The sequence below is a fragment of the Segatella albensis DSM 11370 = JCM 12258 genome (assembly GCF_000426565.1).
Lineage (GTDB): Bacteria > Bacteroidota > Bacteroidia > Bacteroidales > Bacteroidaceae > Prevotella > Prevotella albensis.
Genome location: NZ_AUFP01000008.1, coordinates 122,517 through 146,411, shown reverse-complemented (window position 1 = coordinate 146,411; position 23,895 = coordinate 122,517). Strand labels below are relative to the sequence as shown.

At 40.7% G+C, this 23,895-nt stretch carries 18 protein-coding genes and 2 tRNA genes; 7 read left to right on the top strand and 13 right to left on the bottom strand.

Translation table 11 applies throughout. The annotated features are described in order from the left end of the window. Window positions 1-1,686 precede the first annotated feature (1,686 nt). From K333_RS0106515 to K333_RS0106505, 3 genes are read left to right on the top strand one after another with little or no spacing between them, the layout of a single operon-like run. Window positions 1,687-4,464: a TonB-dependent receptor gene (locus tag K333_RS0106515; protein ID WP_024989846.1), complete on the top strand. Its 2,778-nt coding sequence runs from the start codon at window positions 1,687-1,689 to the stop codon at window positions 4,462-4,464. A 3-nt stretch (window positions 4,465-4,467) separates the two neighbouring features. Then, on the top strand, window positions 4,468-5,709 hold the full coding sequence (locus K333_RS0106510; RefSeq protein WP_024989845.1) for a DUF4876 domain-containing protein: 1,242 nt from the start codon (window positions 4,468-4,470) through the stop codon (window positions 5,707-5,709). After that, window positions 5,699-7,240 carry a DUF6850 family outer membrane beta-barrel protein gene (locus K333_RS0106505; protein WP_024989844.1) on the top strand — a complete coding sequence of 514 codons (1,542 nt, stop codon included), beginning with the start codon at window positions 5,699-5,701 and terminating at the stop codon, window positions 7,238-7,240. Before K333_RS0106510 ends, K333_RS0106505 begins: the two co-directional genes overlap by 11 nt. Window positions 7,241-7,305: 65 nt before the next feature. Here the strand turns inward: K333_RS0106505 and K333_RS0106500 are convergent, their stop codons facing one another. The 5 genes from K333_RS0106500 to folP all read right to left on the bottom strand — a co-directional run bounded on the left by K333_RS0106500 (window position 7,306) and on the right by folP (window position 12,470). Beyond that, window positions 7,306-8,352 carry a sugar kinase gene (locus K333_RS0106500; RefSeq protein WP_024989843.1) on the bottom strand — a complete coding sequence of 349 codons (1,047 nt, stop codon included), beginning with the start codon at window positions 8,350-8,352 and terminating at the stop codon, window positions 7,306-7,308. A gap of 65 nt (window positions 8,353-8,417) precedes the next feature. Further along, a complete protein-coding gene (locus tag K333_RS0106495) occupies window positions 8,418-9,623 on the bottom strand; it encodes an acetate kinase (RefSeq protein WP_024989842.1) in 1,206 nt (401 codons plus the stop codon). Window positions 9,624-9,692: 69 nt separating this feature from the next. Continuing rightward, the gene (gene pta / locus K333_RS0106490) at window positions 9,693-10,733 is read right to left on the bottom strand and encodes a phosphate acetyltransferase (protein WP_024989841.1); all 1,041 of its coding nucleotides are present in this window, start codon (window positions 10,731-10,733) and stop codon (window positions 9,693-9,695) included. Between the two features lie 110 nt (window positions 10,734-10,843). Next, window positions 10,844-11,614 (bottom strand): diadenylate cyclase CdaA, encoded by a 771-nt coding sequence (gene cdaA, locus K333_RS0106485; RefSeq protein WP_027452475.1) that lies wholly within the window; start codon window positions 11,612-11,614, stop codon window positions 10,844-10,846. Between the two features lie 7 nt (window positions 11,615-11,621). Then, on the bottom strand, window positions 11,622-12,470 hold the full coding sequence (gene folP / locus K333_RS0106480) for a dihydropteroate synthase (protein ID WP_024989840.1): 849 nt from the start codon (window positions 12,468-12,470) through the stop codon (window positions 11,622-11,624). An 85-nt stretch (window positions 12,471-12,555) separates the two neighbouring features. On the opposite strand from folP, the gene K333_RS0106475 reads away from it, so the two are divergent. Further along, complete coding sequence (locus K333_RS0106475; protein ID WP_024989839.1) at window positions 12,556-13,875, top strand: UDP-N-acetylmuramoyl-tripeptide--D-alanyl-D-alanine ligase; 1,320 nt, start codon at window positions 12,556-12,558, stop codon at window positions 13,873-13,875. Between the two features lie 36 nt (window positions 13,876-13,911). Here the strand turns inward: K333_RS0106475 and K333_RS0106470 are convergent. After that, window positions 13,912-13,984 (bottom strand) — tRNA-Phe (locus tag K333_RS0106470). A 119-nt stretch (window positions 13,985-14,103) separates the two neighbouring features. Here K333_RS0106470 and K333_RS0106465 point away from each other — a divergent pair. Continuing rightward, window positions 14,104-14,176, top strand: a tRNA-Pro gene (locus K333_RS0106465). 822 nt (window positions 14,177-14,998) lie between these two features. On the opposite strand, the gene K333_RS0106455 is transcribed toward K333_RS0106465, so the two are convergent. Genes K333_RS0106455 through K333_RS0106445 form a run of 3 tightly spaced genes read right to left on the bottom strand, consistent with a single transcriptional unit; the run spans window position 14,999 to window position 18,649 of the window. Continuing rightward, window positions 14,999-15,895, bottom strand: coding sequence for a helix-hairpin-helix domain-containing protein (locus K333_RS0106455; RefSeq protein WP_024989838.1), 897 nt, complete (start codon window positions 15,893-15,895; stop codon window positions 14,999-15,001). A 46-nt stretch (window positions 15,896-15,941) separates the two neighbouring features. Continuing rightward, window positions 15,942-17,288, bottom strand: a complete 1,347-nt coding sequence (locus K333_RS0106450) for a sodium-dependent transporter (protein WP_027452473.1) — start codon at window positions 17,286-17,288, stop codon at window positions 15,942-15,944. A gap of 2 nt (window positions 17,289-17,290) precedes the next feature. Continuing rightward, window positions 17,291-18,649 carry a sodium-dependent transporter gene (locus K333_RS0106445; RefSeq protein ID WP_027452472.1) on the bottom strand — a complete coding sequence of 453 codons (1,359 nt, stop codon included), beginning with the start codon at window positions 18,647-18,649 and terminating at the stop codon, window positions 17,291-17,293. A gap of 83 nt (window positions 18,650-18,732) precedes the next feature. Between K333_RS0106445 and K333_RS12930 the strand changes: the two genes are divergently transcribed. Then, window positions 18,733-19,128 (top strand): VanZ family protein, encoded by a 396-nt coding sequence (locus tag K333_RS12930; protein ID WP_081657216.1) that lies wholly within the window; start codon window positions 18,733-18,735, stop codon window positions 19,126-19,128. Here K333_RS12930 and K333_RS0106440 read toward each other — a convergent pair. Genes K333_RS0106440 through K333_RS0106425 form a run of 4 tightly spaced genes read right to left on the bottom strand, consistent with a single transcriptional unit; the run spans window position 19,076 to window position 22,712 of the window. Further along, complete coding sequence (locus K333_RS0106440; RefSeq protein ID WP_024989837.1) at window positions 19,076-19,576, bottom strand: CYTH domain-containing protein; 501 nt, start codon at window positions 19,574-19,576, stop codon at window positions 19,076-19,078. The genes K333_RS12930 and K333_RS0106440 overlap by 53 nt on opposite strands. Before the next feature lie 4 nt (window positions 19,577-19,580). Continuing rightward, window positions 19,581-19,727, bottom strand: coding sequence for a hypothetical protein (locus tag K333_RS13355; RefSeq protein WP_024989836.1), 147 nt, complete (start codon window positions 19,725-19,727; stop codon window positions 19,581-19,583). A gap of 21 nt (window positions 19,728-19,748) precedes the next feature. Next, window positions 19,749-20,879, bottom strand: coding sequence for a peptide chain release factor 2 (gene prfB, locus K333_RS0106430; RefSeq protein ID WP_024989835.1), 1,131 nt, complete (start codon window positions 20,877-20,879; stop codon window positions 19,749-19,751). A gap of 24 nt (window positions 20,880-20,903) precedes the next feature. Next, window positions 20,904-22,712 (bottom strand): AMP-dependent synthetase/ligase, encoded by a 1,809-nt coding sequence (locus K333_RS0106425; RefSeq protein ID WP_024989834.1) that lies wholly within the window; start codon window positions 22,710-22,712, stop codon window positions 20,904-20,906. 121 nt (window positions 22,713-22,833) lie between these two features. Here K333_RS0106425 and K333_RS0106420 point away from each other — a divergent pair, with 121 nt between their 5' ends. Continuing rightward, window positions 22,834-23,895 (top strand): M20 family metallo-hydrolase, encoded by a 1,062-nt coding sequence (locus K333_RS0106420; protein ID WP_024989833.1) that lies wholly within the window; start codon window positions 22,834-22,836, stop codon window positions 23,893-23,895.

The window sequence follows — 23,895 nt, the reverse complement described above, 5'->3', positions numbered from 1 at the left end:
CATACACAGCAGTTCATATTATACATATTCCCCGGAGGGGATACCTCTGAGATAACCGGGGGTCGCGAAGCGTACCCTCGGAGAAGGATATACAGCAAACCTCATAGCACCCCAGAGGGGTACACGAGCTATGACAGACGCAGGACGGGCACACCCTCCGGGGTGCACTCACACAGACCATCATACATACCGAGGGTCTGCTATCGCACCCCCCGGTTATCACAGCGGCAACCCCTCCGGGGTGTGTATCCCAGCTAGGCATATCGACTATCCCTCGGAGGGAGGGTAGCATATCTCGCAGCTAAGCACATCGACTATGCCCTAGAAAGATGCTATAGAAGTCATACACAGCAGTTTGTACTTGTGCGTATTCCCGCAGATGTTGTAGAGGCATACACAGCAGTTCATACTTGTGCGTATTCCCGCGGATATTGTAGAGGCATACACAGCAGCCATATTTGTACGTATTCCCGCGGATGTTGTAGAGGCACACACAGCAGCCATACTTGTACGTATTCCCCGGAGGGGATATCTCTGCGATAACCGGGGGTCGCATTAGCGTACCCTCGGAGAAGAGATAGCAGCATATCTCATAGCACCCCGGAGGGGTACACGAGCTGTACTTATATCGGCGATATTGAGAATATGCCAATATAATAAATATTTTACAATGTATATTTCTCGCAAACCTTGCACATCCCCCGTCAATTATTGTCATCTTATCCTCACAATGTTTCACCACATCACACGATGCGACTAAAAATCGGTCGTTTTTAGGGCGAAAATGAAGAAAAACAAGTCCGGAAAAGCAGAATTTATATCATTCAAAACAACTTTTGAACCCATTATGCGGTGTTTTTGAATTTTCAAAACCTATGATTTTAGAGATAGCCAACATAGTCTTTTACCCAATTTTTTGGCCATAACATCCTCTATATAAGTGTTTTAACGTGTTTGTAAAGAAATATTCAAAATTCCCGAATTTTGAGGTAAAATCCCGAAAATCGAGGATTTTTTGATTTGATAATGGCGAAATCGGGAATAAAATGCGTGAAATGAGCATGAAATCTGATGTAAAATGAGCATATTTCTGTCTCTGTATAGCTTCATATATAATATAAGGTATATGTTGTATTCCCCCAAGAGGGATGCAAAATTCATCATTGTAACAATATATGCTCGCAATAATAAGAAAAAAGAAAGAATACACCCTATTATGGGCGTATTCTTATATATACTTTTAGAGAAAATTTTTGCGCGTATTGTTCGGGTTAAACTTTATATTATATTAATCAATATTATATATATCTTTAATTAGCATCAGGCGTAAGAATTTTCTTATTAAAAAAATAAGAATCACCATATCTCACAACTACGTATTGTGAGCACACACATCGGGATGCACGAGCTACATTTCGACTAAAAAACGGAAATTACGCTACAAGACGGAACCGTGCAACGCCCTCATTATCAATGAATTGCTGAATATCAAACTTCAACATTCGTTTTTTTTGATTCACTTTTCATATTTTTTTTGTATCTTTGCACTATCAATCGTTGACAAGAGCTGATAGGCAGATGATCTAAACTGAAATACTCAATAATAAGTCTTGCAACTATTAAATAAAATTAATATATTTGCAAACAGAAAAGAATTAGTTTATTTCATCCAAATTTTTGAAGAGAATGAACAAGATCGTAACGAGATTTGCCCTATTACTCTTTGTCCTTATCAGCGCCACACAATTCTCTGCGGCACAAGAGGGTAACAAAAACAGTAGGTTCAAGGTCGACCTGACAGTCACCGACAAAAACACAAAAGAATCCGTAATTATGGCCAACTGTAGTCTTTCTCCTTTAGGAGCGTTTACAGTGACCAATATCGATGGCAAAGCGACCTTCGATAAAATTCCGGAAGGTACTTACACGCTCAACATTACCTATGTGGGGTATGAGGAATACCATACCACACTCAAGGTGAGCAGTGACCTGAACTTGAACATCAAGCTCAGTCCTACCAGTCTGGCGCTCAAAGAGGTGGTAGTGACAGCACGACAGAATGTCTCGGGCACCTCTACAAGTAGTTTGATAAGCAGACAGGCCATCGACCACTTGCAGGCCTCTTCACTGGCCGACGTGATGCAGTTGATTCCAGGACAGTTGATTCAGAATACTGATCTCACATCACAGAGCAACATCCAACTGCGTACACTTACCAACAACAATACAAGTGCTTTCGGTAGTAGCGTCGTCGTCGATGGGATGCCTATCAGCAACAACGGAAATCTTACTCAGGGACAGTTCAGTGCTTCCGCCTTCACGGGTACCGACTTACGACAAATATCTGCCGATGATATCGACAACGTGGAGGTGATACGTGGTATCCCTTCGGCTGAATATGGTGATCTGTCAAGCGGACTTGTCGTCGTTCATTCCAAGGTGGGTGTCACCCCATGGCAGATCAAGGGTAAGATTAATCCGGAACTGCAGAACTATTCTGTCGGCAAGGGTTTCAACCTAGAGAAATTGGGTATCATCAACTTCAACCTTGACTATGCCAAGGCATGGGGCGACCCTCGACAGAAGACGCGCTCGTACGGAAGATATACCGGTAGTCTGGGTTATGGATACGACTTCAGTCGCAGATGGCATACCGACACGAAGGTGAGATTCTTGTATTCTCGCCAATGGTCGGGCAACGACCCGGATGCCATACAGGATGGCACAGAGACGAAAAACATCAATGCCAACCTGAATTTCACGCATAATGGTAAGATCAGTGTGAACAAGTCGCTGATGCGTACGTTATCGTATACTTTGGGTTTCAGATACGGATGGCAGGACGACAGAGCTACCGGTTATGTGGGCTCTACGAACACCGCGATTCTTACAGCTCGAGAAACGGGATATTATGAAGTGCCATGGGTGTATGGCAGTTATCTCGCTACAGGGCGCACCAAGGCCAACCCGGGCAACATTTTTGCCAAAATCAATGATGCTTTCTATCTGAAAGCGGGTAAAACTCGACAAAATTTCAAACTCGGTATCGAATACAAATACGATTGGACAAGTGGTAAGGGGTATTATAACGAAGACGACAACAGACCTTACAAGCCAAATGCTGACGGTCGCCCTCGTGCTTTCTCTGACATTCCTGGTCTACACCAGTTCTCTGCCTATGCTGAAGACAACCTCACATGGAACATCAACAAGGTGAACCGTCTGCGCACTCAGGTGGGTGTACGCTTCACGGCCTTACAACCTTTCTCTGATATCGCTACTTATGCCTTAAGCCCTCGTCTGAACATGTCGTTTGCTGTCACAAAGTGGCTCGACCTGAGAGCTGGCATCGGTATGAACAGTAAGACACCGGGCCTCAACTATTTATATCCTGACAAGAAGTATGTCGACCGCATCGCTGCCAGTTATATGCCGCAGAATGATGATGTTGCGCAGATCTTAGCTTATCATACTTACGTTTATGATGTAAAGAAGAGCAAAGACTTGAAGAATGCTACCACGACGAAGGTGGAAGCGGGTGCTGACGTGAAACTTCCATGGGGCGGCAAACTGAGTGTGCTGGCTTACAAGGATAAAACGCCGAATGGCTTTGGCCCTGCTACGGAATATACTACCTATACGGCAAACTATTATGACATCAACCATGGACTTGTGGTCAACCCTGGACAGGCTACTACCATCAACTACAATGATCCAGCAAGAACTGATCTGCTGATGATCACGACGGGCAAGATCGGCAACACCAATACTACGGAGAACAAGGGTGTGGAATTTGATCTTAACTTTGGTGAAATCAAACCTATTCATACTTCGTTCTATCTGAGTGGTGCTTATTCAGAAACCAAGATCTGGAGCACCGACATGAACAGTGAATCGGTAAGGGGTGCTCTGTTGCCTACAGAATATTCTATTTATAACACTACGCCATTCAAGGTGGTATATCCTTCTGGTCAAGACTACGACAGATATCACAGATTCTTAAATACACTTCGTGTGGTAACCAATATTCCTCGACTTAGAATGGTGGCCTCATTCACGGCACAGGTCGTCTGGCAAGATTGGAGGGAAAACTTCCAGACCAACAAGAATGCTATCGGATGGATTGACGGCAATTTAAATTATCATGATATCACACCTGATATGATGAATGGTGTCATCGACATGTCGGGTATCTATCATGCTTCGGCTCCTGACGGAATGAAGACTGTAGCCATCAAAGACTTGTCGAAGAAAGCTACCAATTATGGTCCACAGAAGACCCCTTCGACATGGAACTTATCGGCGCGTCTGACCAAGGAGCTCGGCAATCTGGGAGGTTTCTCCTTGTATGTGAACAATTGTTTGTATTATGAACCTTACCTACAGGGAAATACGACCACAACATGGGTTCAAAGAAATACAAATAGCTTCAGTTATGGTGTAGAACTATTTTTCAATTTATAAAAGATGAAAAAGTTATCTATCAAAATATTCGTGCTTGCCATCGTGGCAAGTCTGACCAGTTGCATCGACTATGATGATGTCACTCGGGCTGTTTCCGTAGATGTCCAACTCGTGATGCCTGAGGAATTCACCGGCACCGACTATGAAGGGCATACGGTAACGTTGACTCAGAAAGGTAAGGAATCGGTGTTCTCTGCCGTAACGGATGCCAATGGTATCGCGAAATTCAAGGATTTAATACCTGATGTGTACACCATCAACACATCGTGGGATTTGACGTCGGCACAGTATAATCTGCTCACTGGGGATAATCAGGTAAATGATGGTGTAGTGGTTTCTGGAACGATCAGTAACCAACTGATTACTGAAGGTCAATCGGAGAATCCGCTAAAACTGAACACTCAACTTTCTATCAACCGTTCGTTGGTCATCGGTAAAGTGTATTATGCGGGAACGAAGAACAATAGTAACAAGAATTATACGGCCGACCAGTATATCGAAATCTACAATCAGAGTGATGATAGTATCAATATTGGGGGACTCTGCATCGGTTTAGTGGAATCTGACTCGAAGGGCTGGACGGCTGAATATCTTTCTGCCATGCACCCGGATTCTACGGCGCTGAAGCAGATTTTCCGTATCCCTGACCTTGAAACCGAGAAATGGATTAAACCGGGCAGTACTATAGTGATTGCGAATAGTGCTATCGACCATACGGCGGTATCGAGTAGTTCACCGAACTTGTTGGATGCTGACTTTGACGTGCTTGATACGCGAACGAAAAATGCGTATATCAACAATCCGGATGTGCCTGACATGGAAACGCTTTATACTTTCAGTAAGTCGACAAACTTCATGAATCTACTGAACGGTGGCCCTTGTGGTGTGGTCATCTTCAGAGCTGAGCCGAAAGACGTCGAATCATGGCCTGTAACTTATGCCTATGGCAAGACTTCGGGAAGTGAGTATAAGTTGATACCGAACAAGGTGATCATCGATGCCGTGGAAATCTTGAAGTATAACAAGGAGGGTACTGTAAATATTGACACAAAACGATTAGTCAATGGTCTGGACGCTGGCTATACGTTCATCCCTGCCACCACAGGTTATACCGGTGATGTGGTGTATCGCAAGACGTCTACCCGAAAAGGTAAAAATGGGCATAAGATTCTTGTCGATACGAACAACAGTACTACTGATTTCAAAGTTTCTAAAACTATTCAACCTCGTGAATATGAAGAATAATAAACTATTATATATATCTGTTGCCTTGTTGTGGGCTAACAGTGTTTCTGCTCAGCAAATTGCAGGAATTAGTGAGTATAAATATGATGATGCTTCACAGATTTGGCGCCACACGGATAATGCTGCCGGCTTGTCGCTCGACTCTGCGCGCAATCGGGGCATCGCTTATTTCGACTTGTCGCATCTATCGGGCAACTTGCATCGGGTGCAGGAGGGTAGCTCAAGGAATGACTTGACCTTCTTCACCGAAAGTTATCAGAAACTTAGTGATGTCTTCTATGGTTATGGTAAATTCCAATTCGATTTGGGCGAGACGAAGAATCGTGCTTGGAGCGACGTGCAACGTTCTTACAACAGTAACCCTTATTTCACGGGTTCATCGGTGGTAGGCAACTATAGTAGACAGAATATCGACTTGACGGCCGCATTGGGCACAAAGAGTTTTAACGGTTGGCGCTTTGGTGTTCGCCTCGATTACAACTTGGCTGACTTGAGTCGTCTACGTGACCCTCGAAGTAGAAGTGAGATGCTGAACTATAAAGTTACGCCTTCTGCCACTTATTCTTTTGGCCGTAATACTTTTGGTATTGCAGGGCATTACAATAGATATAAGGAGAAAATCGACAACATCACAACTGTACAGACCGATGCAACCCTGAAATACTATTTTATGACAGGACTGGAAAATGCGCAGGGTATTACACAGGGCTATAAGAGTTATCAGAGGGAATGGGTGAACCATAACTTCGGTGCAGAACTTTCATACGCATACAAGAACCAAAGCTTACATTCGCTCACTTCGGTCTTCATTGAGAGGGGAAGTGAGGAGGTTCTGGGACAATATATGTATCAGCCGGGGCATTATTACAACTATATTTATGGCCTTAAGACGCAAAACAGAATAGAGAATGGGTACCTATTACACGAGATTGATTTCACTGCGAGATATGAGCAGGGATATGCTGACGAATATCGACAGGAACTGGAGACGACGACTAACCCTGACAATGGTCTGAACAGTTATCATTACAACACGCTGTTAACTTTCAAGAAGCGTTATCAGGTGAATCTGTTGAATCTGGATTTCAATTACAGACTGAACTTCAAAGAGAATCAGTCGATAAAGGGGTATATCGGTTTAAAGGCTGATCTGCAGAACACGCGCAATAAGTACCTTCTAAACTTCTCTGAATTCAAATATAATAGTGCTGACTGGGCTTTGAATGGTGGCTATGGTCTATGTAACCGCAAGTTATGGGTTGAAGCGTCTGCTGGAATACACAACAAGCTAAAGAATGATCTGAATTTGGCTGACCCTACAACAGACTATGCTGTGAATGTACTGTTGGCAGACAGAGATTTCTACAATTCTAATTATTTCACAAGTCACTTATCGGTAAGCTATCAGTTCCCTGTTGCCATCAAAAAGACAATAAGCAACTGGTTTGTCAAAGTCTACGGAAAGTATCTACATTCTAACACGCATCTGCACAATTCTTCTGTGGGGATGACCATCGGAATATATTACTGATCTTATCGCTTTCTACAAAGGGTGGATTCAATATACTTTGAATCCACTCTTTTTCTTTTATAGCCCTATCGTTGGATTCTACCACCGGAAGAGGTCATATTGCTAACAATTTCTTCCTCTGACATCAGATTCTGATCGCCTGGTATCGTATTCTTGATGGCACTGGCAGATAATGAGAAATCAAGGCACTTCTGATTGTCATCCACCCATTTACGAATGGCATGAACATAGGCTGCAACAAAGGCATCGCCTACTCCCATCGGGTCTACAATAGGTTGTATATCGTATATTCGGGTGGTGTATAGTTTCTTTTTTACGGTATCATAAAGTACACCGGTAAGGGTATGGTGGCTCGAAGCTATCTGGTTACGTAATGCCATCACCATCTTCTTGCAACGTGGAAACAGCTGGTGCATCTTCTCAAAATACTGAGCATAGGATTCTTTGTCTATCTGGTATTCGCTGTTAAGTGCTGGGAATGGTATATGTCTAACGCCACTCGCTATCTCCCACTCGTTCTGGTCGCCAAAGATGATGTCGCTATATTGCATCAACAGGAAAAGTACGTCATGTGGTTCTAGTCCATATCCCCAGAGATTCTTACGATAGTTAATATCACAGGCTATGGTAAGTCCCATCTCACTGGCCATCCTCACGGCATCAAAGGTTGTCTCCATAGCGTCACGACTTATCGCACAGGTGATGCCTGAGCAATGGAATAGTGAAGCTTCACGTAGAATTTCTTTCCATGATATCATACCTTGTTTCAGGGTATAGAAGGATGAACCTTTTCGATCATAGACGACACGACTGTTGCGCATTGCTGCGGCTTCTTCAAAATAATAAGTACCAAGGCGGTCGCCACCACGCACAACATGATTCACAGAAACCCCATACTCTCGGAGGTGCATCAGGGCGGCCTCTCCCATCGCTCCCGCTGGAACACGGGTAACAAACTCTACGTTATTTCCAAGGCATGCCAATGATACGGCTACATTGGCTTCACTTCCTCCATAGTTGCCATGAAATACTGTGCCTTCGGTGAGTCGACGATAACCCGGCTTGGAAAGCCTCAACATAATTTCTCCAAAAGTGATAATCTTTGTGTTCATATTGTGTGTTGATATAAAAAAAGGGATGAACATTTCTGCTCATCCCATAATATTTTATTTTAGATTTACTTGGCTTTTTCTACCAATGCCTTTGTATCACGAGCGATAACTATTTCCTCATCAGTAGGAACAACAACAACCTTAACCTTAGAATCTGGTGTTGAAATAATAGCTTCCTCTCCATGAACAGTAGCATTCTTGGCAACATCTATCTTTATGCCAAGATATTCTAGGCCTTCGCAAGATTTCTCACGGGTGCTTGTCTGGTTCTCACCAACACCTGCTGTGAAGACAACGGCATCAACGCCACCAAGAGCTGCTGTATAAGCGCCAATGTATTTCTTGATACGATAGTCGTACATCTTCAATGCTAACTGAGCACGCTCATTACCCTCTTTTGCTGCTGACTCGATATCACGCATATCACTAGAGATACCTGTGATACCTAATACGCCACTCTTCTTATTCAGATAATCGGCCATCTCTTGTGGCTTCAAACCTAACTTCTCCATGATGTAGGTTACTGCAGAGGCGTCGATGTCACCTGAACGACTACCCATCATCAAACCTGCTAATGGAGTAAGACCCATTGAGGTATCGATAACTTTACCGTTCTTGATAGCAGCAACACTGGCACCATTACCGATATGGCAAGTGATGATCTTAGAATTGTTGATGTCAAGACCTAAGATTTCGCATACGCGCTTAGATACATAACGATGACTGGTTCCGTGGAAACCGTAACGGCGTACGTGATACTTCTGATATAGCTCGTAAGGAACTGCATAGAGGTATGCGTAGTCTGGCATGGTGCTATGGAAGGCGTTGTCAAAAACACAAACCTGAGGTGTATTAGGCATCAATGAATCTACAGCACGAATACCTTTGAGGTGACCGGCATTGTGAACAGGAGCAAGGTCACAGAGTTCCTCAATACCGTCCTCTACACTCTGGTCAACGATAACACTCTGGTTGAACTTATCGCCACCTTGCACAATACGATGACCTACGGCGTCGATTTCTTTCAAATCTTTGATTGCACCAATCTCTGGGTCAAGAAGGCACTTGAATACTAAGCTAACGCCTTCTTTGTGAGTAGGAAGATCAGCCATGATCTGCTTCTTCTCGCCATTGGCGAGTTTTACCTTGATGAAAGCATTATCAAGACCGATACGCTCTACACCACCCTGTGCCAATACAGACTCATCGTCCATATTGTACAATTTATATTTAATAGAACTGCTTCCACAGTTCAATACTAGAATATTCATAATATTTGTATCTGTTATTTATAAATTTAAACAAGCCTCTCTTCGCAGAAAGGCTTTATTATCATTTGATTATTTTGCGTCTTGTGCCTGACATGAGGTGATGGCAATCATATAGTAGATGTCGTCTACAGAACAACCACGGCTCAAATCATTAACAGGACGAGCAATACCCTGCAGGATAGGACCAATAGCAATAGCACCACCTAAACGCTGAACGAGCTTATAGCCAATATTACCTACCTCAAGGTTAGGAGCTACAAGTACGTTAGCCTGACCTGCTATGTCGCTACCTGGAGCCTTCTTAGCTGCTACGGCAGGAACAAGGGCTGCGTCAGCCTGAAGTTCACCATCTACTTTCAAGTCAGGATAATTTTCCTTGGCAAGTTTTGTTGCTTCTACCACCTTGTCGATGATATATACGCTCTTGCCGGTTTCCTTGTCCTTGGCATCTTTAGCAGAGCCCTTGGTTGAGAAACTCAACATAGCTACACGTGGATCTGCGATACCTGCAACACTCTTAGCTGTCTGTGCTGTAGTATAAGCAATCTGAGAAAGTTGATCAGCTGTAGGATTTGGAGTAACAGCAACATCGCCCATAACGACAACACCATTATCACCATATTCTTTGTGCTCTGTGATAAGAAGCATAGCACCGGAAACACAAGAAATGCCAGGAGCGCACTTGATAATCTGAAGAGCTGGACGCAATGTATCACCTGTAGTAGAAAGAGCACCAGAGATCTGACCATCTGCACCTTCTGTCTTGATGATCATACATCCTAAGTACAAATTATTCTTAGTGACCAATTCACGAGCCTGCTCTATTGTCATGCCCTTCTTTTTACGAAGTTCCGCTAACTTCTCTGCATATTCCTCAGTCTTAGGGTTATTAAGAGGATCTACGATAGTAGCCTTGTCGATATTTTTAAGATTCCACTTTGCTGCAAGTGTCTTAATATTGTCAGGGTTACCAATGAGGATAAGATCTGCAAGATCATCACCTAAAGCCTTGTCGGCTGCCTTTAACGTACGCTCCTCTTCTGCCTCAGGGAGCACAATGCGCTGTTTATTTGCCTTTGCACGCGCTACAATCTGACTTAATAAATCCATAGTTTGTATATAATAAAAATATTTTCTCGATATTTCTTGAATTTGCTATTTAGACTTTGCAAAAGTACAAAAAATAATTCACTCATTTTAGAGTTTAGAGATAATTTTTACTAAAACATTTCATTCGTTAGAATGCTTTCCAATTCCTCTGCAGAGAGTCGTAGTTTAAATTCGCCTTTTATCGCTACTGATATTCTACCGGTCTCCTCTGAAACGACAATAGAAATAGCATCACTATTTTGTGAGATGCCCATAGCTGCACGATGACGCAACCCTAACTCTTTTGGTATATCGAGACTATGGCTGACTGGAAGTATGCACCCCGCAGCTTCTATTCTTTTATCTGAGACGATCATTGCTCCATCATGAAGCGGAGAATTCTTAAAGAAGATGTTTTCTATCAGTCGCTGATTGACATTTGCATCAATTCTTTCACCGGTATCTACAATATCGGTAAGAGGCACACCGCGCTGAATAACGATCAAGGCACCGATATTTTTCTTGCTCATACTCATGCAAGCCATAACGATTGGCATAATCGTTTCCTTATCTACTTCCTTGCCATTATTTTTATTGGTTTTAAGAAATAATACTAAGCGACGAATACCTTTCTGTGAACCAATTTCATACAAGAACTTGCGTATATCTTCCTGAAATATCACTATCAAGGCTATGACTCCTACACTTACCAACTTGTCGAGAATCGCACCAAGTAGTTTCATTTCAAGTATCTGGCTCACAAAAAGCCAAATCAGAACAAAAAGCATAATGCCGACAAAGATATTCAAAGAGCGGCTTTCTTTCATCAGGCGATAGATGTAATAAAGCATCAAAGCCACTAGAATAATATCGATAATGTCTTTTATTCCAAATTCTAACATAAAGGTATTATTTTGATAATTGTTCTACGATTTTCACAGCTTGCACAGCTTCCTTTACATCATGTACTCTCAAGATATTGGCACCTTTCATCAAGGATATTGTATTTACAATAGTTGTTCCATTCAGGGCCTCATCAACAGAAATATCTAACAACTGATGTATCATGCGCTTTCTGGAAACGCCTACAAGAATAGGTAACTCAAAACAGCGCAATTCATCCATATCTGACAGTATATCATAGTTGGCCTGTATATCTTTTCCGAAACCAAAACCCGGATCGAGAATGATATCCTTTACCGACAAATCACGTAGTTGTTGAACTTCTTTGGAAAAATTCTTGATCATATCATGAAGGTTTCCCTGAACAGACATCAGAATATATGGAACCTTGAGCTGCCCCATCATGCGGAAGATCTCTGGATAAACATCATCTGTCTGCTCCAATGGGGTGTCCACAATACCGGTCAGGCCTCCTTCTGATACGTCATTGATAATATCGGCACCATATTCTTCAACCGACATCTGGGCTACTTTGGCACGATAAGTATCTATAGAGATAATACTATCAGGATGCTCCTTTCTCACTAAGGATAAGGCGAAGCGCAATCGCTTCATCTCTTCTTCTTCACTCACCTCGGCTGCTCCTGGACGTGTAGAATATGCTCCGATATCTATAATAGAACCACCCTCAGCAATAATCTGATTGGCTCTATCAATGATTTCCTTTTCTGTTTGTTTTCGACTACCAGCATAGAAACTATCTGGTGTACAGTTCAATATACCCATTACTTGGGGTTGCTTGAGGGATAATAATTTTCCTCTCACATTAATTGTATAATCTAATTGCATATTCATAAAGGCAAAAATAACAATATTAATCGAGAAATCGACCTCATTTTGTAATTTTTGCCTTATATTTGCACAAAAATTATAGTAGATAATGGAAATAACTGAATTATACAAAATCTATCAAGAACATCCTACTATTACTACAGATAGCAGAGACTGTCCTAAAGGAAGTATCTTCTTGGCCTTGAAAGGGGCGTCTTTCGATGGCAACAAATTTGCAAAGATGGCATTGGAGAAGGGATGCGCTTATGCAATTATCGATGAAAAAGAATACATGGTCGAGAATGACTCTCGATACTTATTAGTAGAGGATTGCTTGACAACTTTCAAGGAACTGGCAAGGGAACATCGCAGACAATTCGATATTCCGGTAATTGGCATCACGGGTACCAACGGAAAGACAACTACTAAGGAACTTATTTCGGCTGTTCTTTCGGAAAAGTATAATGTCATGCACACGGAGGGTAACTTCAACAATGATGTGGGCGTACCAAAGACTCTTTTCCGCCTGAACGAGAATCATGAGATTGCCGTTGTTGAGATGGGAGCCAGTCATCCGGGTGACATCAAGAAACTTATCGACTATGTAGAACCTACTTGTGGTATGATTACAAACGTAGGAAGGGCACATCTACAAGGTTTCGGTTCTTTCGAGGGGGTGAAGAAGACGAAAGGTGAGTTATACGACTTTATCAAAGCTAATGAGGGATTGATATTCCTGAACGAAAGCAATGATGATCTCGTAGAGATGGCAACTTCACGCGAAATGAACAGAATCATCACTTATGGTCGATCAGAAAACGCCAGCGTAGAGGGAAATGTGATCTGCTGTGCTCCTTTCCTTAAGTTTGCTTGGAAACAAAATTCTGCTGATAAATCTATGAACGCAAGAATCTATGAGGTTCAAACTCATTTGATCGGTTCTTACAACATCGACAACATGTTGGCTGCGATAACGATAGGTTTAAACTTCGGAGTAGAACCGGAGGCTATCAATCATGCACTAGAAAATTATATTCCAAACAACAATAGAAGTCAGTTGACTGTTACTGACAGTAACAAACTCATCGTTGATGCTTATAACGCAAATCCATCCAGTATGTCTGCTGCCATAGAAAACTTTAAGGTGATGGATGTACCTAACAAGATGGCTATCCTTGGTGATATGCGTGAGCTTGGTGAGACTTCTTTAGCAGAACATCAGAAGATTGTAGATTTGCTTAAAGAATATGGGCTCTGCAATATTTGGCTTGTAGGAGAAGAGTTCTGCAAAACAAAGACAGACTTTAGAAAATTCACTAATGTTGAGGAGGTAAAAGAGGAAATAGCTAAGCATAAACCTACAGATCAATATATCTTAATAAAGGGATCTAACGGTATCAAACTTTTTGAACTTCCGGGAATGCTATAAAAGAAAAGCCGAATCTTAAAAGATTCGGCTTTTTAGTGGTACCTCTTGGAGTTGAACCAAGGACACATGGATTTTCAGTCCATTGCTCTACCACCTGAGCTAAGGTACCATTTCTGAAATGCGGTTGCAAAGATAGGGCTTTTATTCGGAATTGACAAATTTTTGAGCAATTTTCTTTAAGAAAATTATCATATTTCGTTTTTTTGGTGTATCTTTGCATCCACGAATCGGGATTTAGCGCAGTTGGTAGCGCACTACGTTCGGGACGTAGGGGTCGGGCGTTCGAGTCGCCTAATCCCGACAGAAAGGAATTAATCTAAGGATTAGTTCCTTTTTTGTTTTATATAGAAAACAAGTAGAACTTATCGAAAAACCGTGCGAAGGTATTCATCTAGAGTAATTTCTCCGTGATAAACAAGGAGCTGTTTAATTTCCTATATAATTGCTACCTTTACGCCTACAATTTTAAATATCACATGAAAATATTTCTGAGGTGCCCGCCTCACAGGAATTGTTTGGCTCCTTTATCATTATATTGGAGGGTTAAAGGAATTCCCTTTCCTTCTTGTGCATTTTTGTGTAAATGGACAATAAACCATCAACACATACAAAGGTATAGAATTATTTCCTTTCTGACAAAGAAATAAGGAGAACTCTTAACTTGAATCCAGGGAAGTTTAACAAACCTTTCATTGTTTAATTTTCAGCTGATAAAAGAGGTCCATAATTCGCAAATTCAGAATCAGGAAATGGTTGACTATGAATATTCGAAATATAATCAAAATATAATTCATTGATTATCAATAACTTATATTTTTTCTTTTTAATTTTATCCACGGAACATACTGGGTATATGGGCTTATTCGGTTAACTATGTAAGCCAACAAACCTATTCGCGTGAGCTTACGAAGTTAACTGCGTAAGCCGATGAAGTTAACTTCATTCAGAAAAACAACTTTTTCGAGAACGTTTCTTTAGGCTTTCCTGTATATTGGTATTCTTATTCGTTCTAGAAGCAACCAAAAGCTGAACACTTTTTCTATTAACAGTTCGTTGACTAAAGTTTAAATATTATAAAAAGTTCATCCGATAAGTTTTGTACCTTCATCGGATGAACTTTTCTTTAATATTCTACATAAGGTTGAAGACGTTCTATCTCTGCCGGAGGAAAATCCGGATGATTAGCCAATTCACGCAAGTCATGAATAGGTCCGTGTGTGCGACGATAATCAAAAATCGCTTTTGCCTGATAGAAATTGATGTATGGATGGCGGCGTAATTGGTTCACACTAAGCTTATTGATATTGATCTTCGTAATTCCTGAGAGATCTACCCTAAAATATTTCAAAGCATCAACAGGAAATTCACTGATATCCAACAACTGTCGTGGGTCATACAATCCACCATATCTATTTCTTAGGTTTACGATTGCCTTGGCATATCCACTTCCAATTCCAGGCACTTTCTTTAATAATGTAGTATCTGATGCATTCAACAGAATCGTTTCACCCGGTTTCAGTTTATCGGAGATATGATGTACGGGGGATAATCGCATAGTATCTCGAACGAATCCCCTACTCTGATATAAATCGGAAGCAGGAAGATAATCACTGGAAATCTGAATGTAAGGCTCTAACATTCGATATTGTTTTCTTGTCAATCCATATAAACGAGCAAAATCATTCGCACTATGAAAGACTCCTCCTTTTGCACGATAATGATAAATATTTCTCACTTGGAAAGGAGCTAATCCTAATCTCAGCAGTTCTGTACTATCAGCTGTATTAGGATCAAAAGGAAACAATTCGGCTTGACGGCCCTCTATATTATAGTATAGATGTTTACCATCCTTGGAATAATACCCTCTGCTATATTCTTTATCAGAATTCGGTGACACAGAAGTGGTAGTATGATGACTTCCAACGCCAAAAACAAAAACTAGAGCAATAATAATTGCAGATAAAAGGACCAAAATAGCTTGTCGGTCGCTTTTCTGCAAATAAAAAAATTCTTTTAACATATTTTCCTCGATACAATCCTTTTATATTGTAACGGGACAAATCTAACTATATTATATGAAGTTGATGTAAAAATACAAAGATAATACATATCGGACAAACCCAACGGATGCCAAACAGCCAAATGGCATAAAAACTGCGACTTACTGTTCCCCAATTGGTAAACTCGTCCTTTACAACATGCTTGTCTACAACTCTTCCTATTAATATACAAGTGAGAAACGAACCTAATGGTAATAAGATATCTGAGGTAAGGAAATCACAACAAGACAGGAAATCTACACCAAAGATATTTATCTTTGCAGCACCTTGTGACAAGGAACATAGTATTCCGATACAAATACATATTCCAGTCTCTATCCAAGCTCCTTTTTTTCTACTGATGTGTAATTCTTCAAAAAAGAATGCTGTGCCTATCTCATGCATTGAGATCGTTGAGGTTAAGGCTGCCAATGCCAATAATGCATAAAACAATACCCCGATAATATAAGCAAATACGGGAAGTGACCCAAAGGCTTGCTGGAATACATTTGGCAAGGTAATGAATATCAACGCAGGACCGCTATCCGGGTTTACTCCAACAGAGAAGGCTGCTGGGAATATCATCAGACCGGCAAAGATTGCTATTATGGTGTCTATACCGGCTATTTGGATTGATGACTTCAACAAATCGGTCTGACGACTGAAATAGCTGGCATAGGTACAAAGGCATGCTGTTCCTAAACTCAAGGAAAAGAATCCTTGTCCAAGGGCATCTAGTAGCACTTTGGATGTCACCTTCGAGAAATCCGGATAGAACAAGAATTCTATACCTTTTATTGCTCCTGGTAATGTACAAGAGGATATTACTATAATGAGAAGAAGTACAAACAAAGTTGGCATAAGGATATTGGAAACTTTCTCTATACCTTTCTTTACTCCTTTAGTAACAACAAAATGGGTGATCAAAATAAATGTTATCGTCCATACTATAGGTTCTATAGGGTTAGAGACGAATTCCTTGAAATAGTTTTGTACGGAAGTTACATCTCCGCCAATATTACCCATGAGGGCGGCATATAGATACTGAAGACACCAACCGGCTATGACGGCATAGAAGCCGAGGATAATCATTGAAGTTATTGCGCCCATCAATCCAACATATGACCAACATTTTCCGCCCATGTTCTTATAGGCTCTCACCGCATTTGCTGCAGAATGACGACCGATGATAAATTCGGCTATCATCCCTGGGATGCCGAGAATGAAGACACATATCAAATAAATAAAAATAAAAGCTGCTCCTCCATTCTCACCCGTCATATAAGGGAAGCGCCAGATATTACCTAATCCCACCGCTGAACCTGCCGTCGCTAGGATAACACCTATCTTCGTACCAAAACTGCCACGTTCCATAACTAAATGATATTAAACTGATGAAGGAATATTGCCAATATAGATATTGGACATACAAAACGAATCAGGAAAAGGAATATTCCAAAAAATGTACCTTTCAATGTTCCCCAATTGGTAAACTCACTTTTAAGAATATCTTTGGGCACATACCAGCCAAGAAATATACATGTAAGAAATCCACCAAGAGGTAGAAATATCTGTCCAGTTACAAAGTCAAAGATACTAAACAAGTTCTTTCCTGAAAGAGAAAGAAAGTTCCATTCTCCAAGTGACAAAGAACAGATTGCACCTATAATCAACGTACTTATTGTAACAATAACTGCACCTTTCTTACGACTGATATGTAATTCTTCATAAAAGAATGCTGTACTCACTTCATGCAAGGACATCAATGATGTTAGTGCTGCTAAAGACAGTAAGGTATAGAACATCAGAGATATGATAAGTCCGACAAATGAGGAACCGCCAAAGGCTTGCTGAAACACATTAGGTAATGTGATGAATATCAACGATGGACCACTATCTGGATTTACACCAACGGAAAATGCTGCTGGAAATATCATCAATCCCGCTAAGATGGCTACGATACTATCAATGATACCAATCTGAATAGCTGAAGTAGTAAGGTTGGTCTGACGACTAAAATATGAAGCATATGTGCAGATACATCCCATTGCAATACTAAGGGAATAAAAGGACTGACCTAATGCTCCTAGAAAAACTTCTGAATTTAACTTATCCAATTCTGGATAAAACAAAAATCTTATACCTTGAGAGGCGTTTGGAAGCATACAAGATGCTACAACAATGACAAGTAAAAGAACGAATAATGTAGGCATCAATAATTTCGAGGCACGCTCTATTCCTCCTCTTACTCCATGGACAATTACGAAATGGGTAATGCCTATAATTACTGCTGTCCAAAAAATCGGTCGTAACGGATTGGTTGAGAAATCATTGAAATAATCGATATAATACTGTGGGGTTCCATTAAGATGTCCCATTACTGTAGCAAAGATATACTGTAAGCACCAACCGGCAACAACAGCATAATAACCTGTAATAAGGAAACCTGTAACAACGCCTAACAATCCTACATACTTCCAAGCTTTTCCTTCTGATAACTTGCTATATGCTCTATACGTATTAGATGCTCCATGACGACCGATGATAAATTCACCCAACATACATGGAATACCCAATAATAAGACACATATTATATATATAAGTATAAAGGCTGCACCTCCATTTTCACCTGTCATATATGGGAATCGCCAAATATTACCGAGACCTACCGCTGATCCTGCTGTGGCCAATATCGCTCCTAATTTACTTCCAAAATTACCTCTCTGTTCTGTCATACTAACATAATATAATCATTCGTTTGCAAAATTATAAAAAAAATCTTATCTTTACATACAAATCGAAAGTAAATTTATTAATTATGCATCACATTTTAACAAGACACCCTATTTCTTGTTTCATATTCATCATAATCTGGCTATTATGCTTTATTGATATACCAGAAACGCCCCTGTCTGGTGTCACATTGATTGACAAGTGGACTCATATCGCGATGTATCTAGTATTATGCTGTACTTTCTGGATAGAAGAGATTATTATGAAAAAGAAAATCCATATTAGAAGAATGCTAATATGGACTTGTATCATACCTATATTCATGGGAGGACTCATAGAAATACTACAAGCCTATTGTACAGGAGGAAGGCGAAGTGGAGAATGGCTCGACTTCATAGCAGACTGTGTGGGAGTGTTCTTGGCACAATTTATCGGTATTCTTCTGGCAAAGTGTCTTTCCACTCTGAGAAGGGATGAGTAAGCAGATGGGAATTATAAAACCTATGATCGCCTGTAACTTCCAAGCCAACAAATGATGGTTTCTCGTATTCCTCATTTTCATCTTTCAGTTCAACTTCTGCCATTACCAACCCTTGGTTCTCTCCATAAAACTCATCAACTTCAAAAACATGAGAACCTACCTTCACTAAATAGCGTGTTTTATCTATAAGGCCACCTTGACAGAGCTTCAGGAGATTCTCAGCCTCGTCTGGTGTTATCTCTTTTTCGAATTCATAACGAGACATACCTCCATTATAGCTTTTTCCTTTAATTGTGAGGAAACCTTGTTTATCACGTACACGAATCCTCACCGTAGCCCCTTGAGCTGGTATGTATCCTTGTTTGATACGACTACTTGAAAAGGCGGCGCTTTTATAAGCATCGCCTTTTCTAACTAAAAACTTTCTTTCTATTTCTATTCCACTCATCTGCTTACATGCTCATTGAAGCAATCATAAAGATAATAGCTAGAATTATCAAGCCTGCGAAAATCCAATTAACGATTCGCTTACCTTTCTCTTCTTGCTTTTTTTCGTAAGCAGCATGCTTTGCTCTTCTTAAATCTTTATTACTACTCATAGTTTTAATTATTATAGGTTATTAATCTTCCTTTTCTGCATCAGAAGCGGCAAACTCCATCAGATACGACTTGATGAAATCGTCTATCTTTCCATCCATGACGCCATCGACATCTGAGGTTTGATAACCTGTGCGATGATCTTTTACACGACGATCGTCAAAGACATAACTTCGAATCTGACTACCCCATTCTATCTTTTTCTTTCCAGCCTCGACCTTTGCTTGTTCGGCCTGTTTCTTCTTCAGTGCCCTATCATACAACTGACTCTTCAAGAGCAGCATTGCCTTGGCACGGTTCTTAGGCTGGTCTCTTGTCTCGGTATTCTCGATAAGAATTTCTTCTTTCTCGCCGGTATCAGGATCTTCATACTGATATCTCAGTCGGACACCCGACTCCACCTTATTTACATTCTGACCACCAGCACCACTAGAACGGAATGTATCCCAACTTACCTTGGCTGGATCAACATAGATTTCGATGGTATCATCTACCAGTGGTGTGACAAAGACACTGGCAAAACTCGTCATACGCTTGCCTTGTGCATTATAAGGTGAGACACGTACTAAACGATGAACACCATTCTCACTCTTTAGGAATCCATAAGCATATTCACCACCTTCTATGGTCATCTCTACGCTCTTGATTCCGGCTTCATCACCATCTTGTAGATTGGTAATTTTCACTTTGTAACCATGAGCCTCTGACCATCTCGTATACATACGCATAAGCATAGAAGCCCAATCCTGGCTCTCCGTGCCACCAGCACCAGAGTTGATTTTCAATACTGCATCCATGGAATCCTCTTCCTGACGAAGCATGTTCATCAGCTCAAGTTCTTCAATGGCTTTAATCGCTTTATCATAGTCTGCATCAACTTCTTCCTCCGTAACCATCTCGTCTTTATAGAAGTCGAAAGCCAATTGCAACTCATCAGCAAAGTTCTTTACTTCCTGATATCCTTTGAGCCATTTCTCTATTCCTTTTACTTTCTTCATCTGCGCTTCAGCTCTTTTAGGATCGTCCCAAAAGTCTGGAGCCTGAGTTCTAAGTTGTTCTTCTTCGAACTCTACCTGTTTTCTATCAATATTTAGATAATGATGCAATGCACCCACACGATCCACTACATCTTTTAACTGATCTGCTGTTATCACTTTTTATTATTCTATATTCAACAATTATTCTGCATACATCCTATCAATAACATCCTTATAGACTTTATTGATTACAGGGCGCTTCAATTTCAATGTATTCGTCAATTCACCAGATTCCATCGAAAAATGATGCGGAAGCAATGTCATTCGTTTGATTTGCTCATAATGTGCCAGTCCCTGTTGCAAGGTACTGATACGTTCCATCATCATCTTTTGGATTTTCTCATTATTACAGAGATCCTCTCGCGTCTCAAACTTTATTCTATTTTCACGAGCATATTCCTCAAGAATTCTAAACTCCGGTACTACTAATGCTGAGACAAACTTACGCTGATCGGCTATCACTGCAACCTGATCAATGTATTTATCTACTAACAGTAATGCTTCCACCTGTTGCGGAGCAATATACTTACCATTAGAAGTCTTGAAAAGATCCTTGATTCTTTCTTTTAAGTAGAGCTCGCCATCTTTCAAATATCCTGCATCACCCGTATGGAAAAATCCATCCTTATCAAAGGCTTTTGCATTAATATTGTCTCGATGATAATAGCCTCGAGTAATCGTAGGACCCTTAAGCAAGATTTCATCATCATCGCCTATTTTAATTTCTATACTGGAAATTGGTCTACCTACAGAACCTATTGTATAAGGCTTATCTCGATGGTCACAAGATACAGTAGCCAAACTCTCTGTAAGACCATAGCCTACGATCATGAAAATACCGATGGAATGTACAAATTCCTCAACTTCCGGTGAAACATAAGCACCTGCAGTCGGGAAGATATTTGCATTCTCTAATCCTATCTGCTTTCTGACAAGACTCAAAATTGATTTATTGATGATCTGATATTCCAATTCCAAAGTTAAAGGCACACGACGACCACGACTAAGATATTCTATATTGCGCTTGCGACCGACTGCCAAGGCATGCTTAAAGATCTTCCTCTGCCATGCACTTGAATTGTCAATCTTAGATTTTACTGCAATATATACCTTTTCCCAGAAGCGAGGTACAGAACTCATACAGGTAGGATGTGTCTGGCGCATACTTTCCTGAATTTCCTTTGGATAAGTATTGATTATCATCTGTGCTCCTTCTGACAAGGCCAAATATGCCCATCCACGCTCAAAAATATGTGTAAATGGTAAAAAGTTGATCACACGATCCTTCTCGCCTACAGGGACACATTCGTCGTTTCCCTCAAGTGCAGCAGCATACTGGCTATATGTCAATACAACACCCTTGCTATCGCCTGTTGTACCACTGGTGTATAGAATATTACAAATATCATCCCCACTAGCCTGACGCCAACATTCTTCAACCTCGCTCTGTCGTGGAAGGTTTTCACCAAGTTTAAGGAAATCTTCAAAGTAAAGTGCAGCTGGATCATGGGTACTGATACGTACACTTCTGTCAAAGATGATGATTCTCTCCAAAGAAGGACACAAGGCAAAGATTCTATGTGCCTTGTCGTATTGCTCCTGCTCGCCTACAAAAAGGAAACGAACCTGAGCGTCATTTACCATATATTGAATCTGCTGTTCGCTACTCGTGGCATAGAATGGTATAGAAACTATTCTATCACCATAAGCACCAAAATCGGTATAAAGATAGTGTATACAATTCTGTGAAAAAACAGCAATATTCTCCTGTGGCTTCGCTCCAAGGTTTAATAAAGCATTACTAACTTGCTTTACTCTCAGAGAGAACTGATTCCATGACACTGTCTTCCATTTTAAACTTCCAAAATTTCTAAAAGTCAATGCTGGCTTATCTCCATATTTTTTTGCCTGTTCATGAATCAGTACTGAAAGATGACATCTTGTCTGCATAAGCTTATCGTTTTATTTTATGCAAAGATAATGTAAATCAACAACAAAACAAAATTTTTTATGCCAAAACTGTGGCATGAAGGGTATATAACGCAAACTTTTTACTATCTTTGTCTCTGATATGAAACAAGAAGATTATACACTAGAGGCTGTTGAATTACTGAAAAAACTAATTGCAACACCATCAATCAGCAGACAAGAGGAGAAAGCTGCTGATATCATCGAGTTTACTCTTTGTAAATATGGATATAAGACGCATAGATCGGGTAATAACATATGGACGCTCTCGGATCATTGGGACCATAACAAAAAGACTCTATTACTCAATGCGCATATCGATACCGTAAAGCCAACGACTTCATGGACTAAGGATCCTTTCCTTCCTATAATAGAGGACGAAAGACTTTATGGTTTAGGAAGTAACGATTGTGGCGGTGGTCTGGTATCTTTACTGCAAATTTTCAGACTCTTATCAGAAGAAGAGCAAAACTATAATTACATCTATCTTGCTTCATCTGAAGAGGAGATTTCCGGAGCAAACGGTATTGCTTCGGTACTTCCCCTATTACCCGAAATAGACATCGCCATTGTTGGAGAACCTACCGGAATGCAACCTGCCGTAGCTGAAAAGGGGCTAATGGTAATAGACTTGATTGCTCATGGGGTAAGTGGACACGCAGCTAGAAACGAGGGAAAGAATGCTATCTACGAAATCTTGGATGATCTTACATGGATCAGAGATTATAAATTCAAGAAGATCAGTGATTTCCTTGGTCCTACAAAGATGACGGTTACTGTCGTACATGCGGGGACGCAACATAATGTTATCCCCGATGAATGTAAAGCTCTCGTTGACATTCGTACAAACGAGTTCTACGACAATGAGGATGTATACGACTTCATCCGCAAACATGTGTCATGCGAATGCAAGGCTCATTCTTTCAGACTTAAATCTTCGCACATAGATCTCCAGCATCCTTTGATACAGAAATGTATTGAGATGGGAATGCAACCTTTTGGAAGTCCTACGCTTAGTGATCAAGCATTAATGCCTTTCCCTTCATTCAAACTTGGACCGGGGAACTCATCAAGAAGTCATTCTGCCGATGAATACATCAAAATCGAGGAAATAAGAAACGCCATTAAGCAATATTTTCTTTTACTCAATGGCGCTATCCTATAA

Coding starts and splice junctions, on each gene's coding strand:
- K333_RS0106515 (WP_024989846.1), top strand. CDS start 1,687: ATGAACAAGATCGTAACGAGATTTGCCCTATTACTCTTTGTCCTTATC.
- K333_RS0106510 (WP_024989845.1), top strand. CDS start 4,468: ATGAAAAAGTTATCTATCAAAATATTCGTGCTTGCCATCGTGGCAAGT.
- K333_RS0106505 (WP_024989844.1), top strand. CDS start 5,699: ATGAAGAATAATAAACTATTATATATATCTGTTGCCTTGTTGTGGGCT.
- K333_RS0106500 (WP_024989843.1), bottom strand. CDS start 8,352: ATGAACACAAAGATTATCACTTTTGGAGAAATTATGTTGAGGCTTTCC.
- K333_RS0106495 (WP_024989842.1), bottom strand. CDS start 9,623: ATGAATATTCTAGTATTGAACTGTGGAAGCAGTTCTATTAAATATAAA.
- pta (WP_024989841.1), bottom strand. CDS start 10,733: ATGGATTTATTAAGTCAGATTGTAGCGCGTGCAAAGGCAAATAAACAG.
- cdaA (WP_027452475.1), bottom strand. CDS start 11,614: ATGTTAGAATTTGGAATAAAAGACATTATCGATATTATTCTAGTGGCT.
- folP (WP_024989840.1), bottom strand. CDS start 12,470: ATGAATATGCAATTAGATTATACAATTAATGTGAGAGGAAAATTATTA.
- K333_RS0106475 (WP_024989839.1), top strand. CDS start 12,556: ATGGAAATAACTGAATTATACAAAATCTATCAAGAACATCCTACTATT.
- K333_RS0106455 (WP_024989838.1), bottom strand. CDS start 15,895: ATGTTAAAAGAATTTTTTTATTTGCAGAAAAGCGACCGACAAGCTATT.
- K333_RS0106450 (WP_027452473.1), bottom strand. CDS start 17,288: ATGGAACGTGGCAGTTTTGGTACGAAGATAGGTGTTATCCTAGCGACG.
- K333_RS0106445 (WP_027452472.1), bottom strand. CDS start 18,649: ATGACAGAACAGAGAGGTAATTTTGGAAGTAAATTAGGAGCGATATTG.
- K333_RS12930 (WP_081657216.1), top strand. CDS start 18,733: ATGCATCACATTTTAACAAGACACCCTATTTCTTGTTTCATATTCATC.
- K333_RS0106440 (WP_024989837.1), bottom strand. CDS start 19,576: ATGAGTGGAATAGAAATAGAAAGAAAGTTTTTAGTTAGAAAAGGCGAT.
- K333_RS13355 (WP_024989836.1), bottom strand. CDS start 19,727: ATGAGTAGTAATAAAGATTTAAGAAGAGCAAAGCATGCTGCTTACGAA.
- K333_RS0106425 (WP_024989834.1), bottom strand. CDS start 22,712: ATGCAGACAAGATGTCATCTTTCAGTACTGATTCATGAACAGGCAAAA.
- K333_RS0106420 (WP_024989833.1), top strand. CDS start 22,834: ATGAAACAAGAAGATTATACACTAGAGGCTGTTGAATTACTGAAAAAA.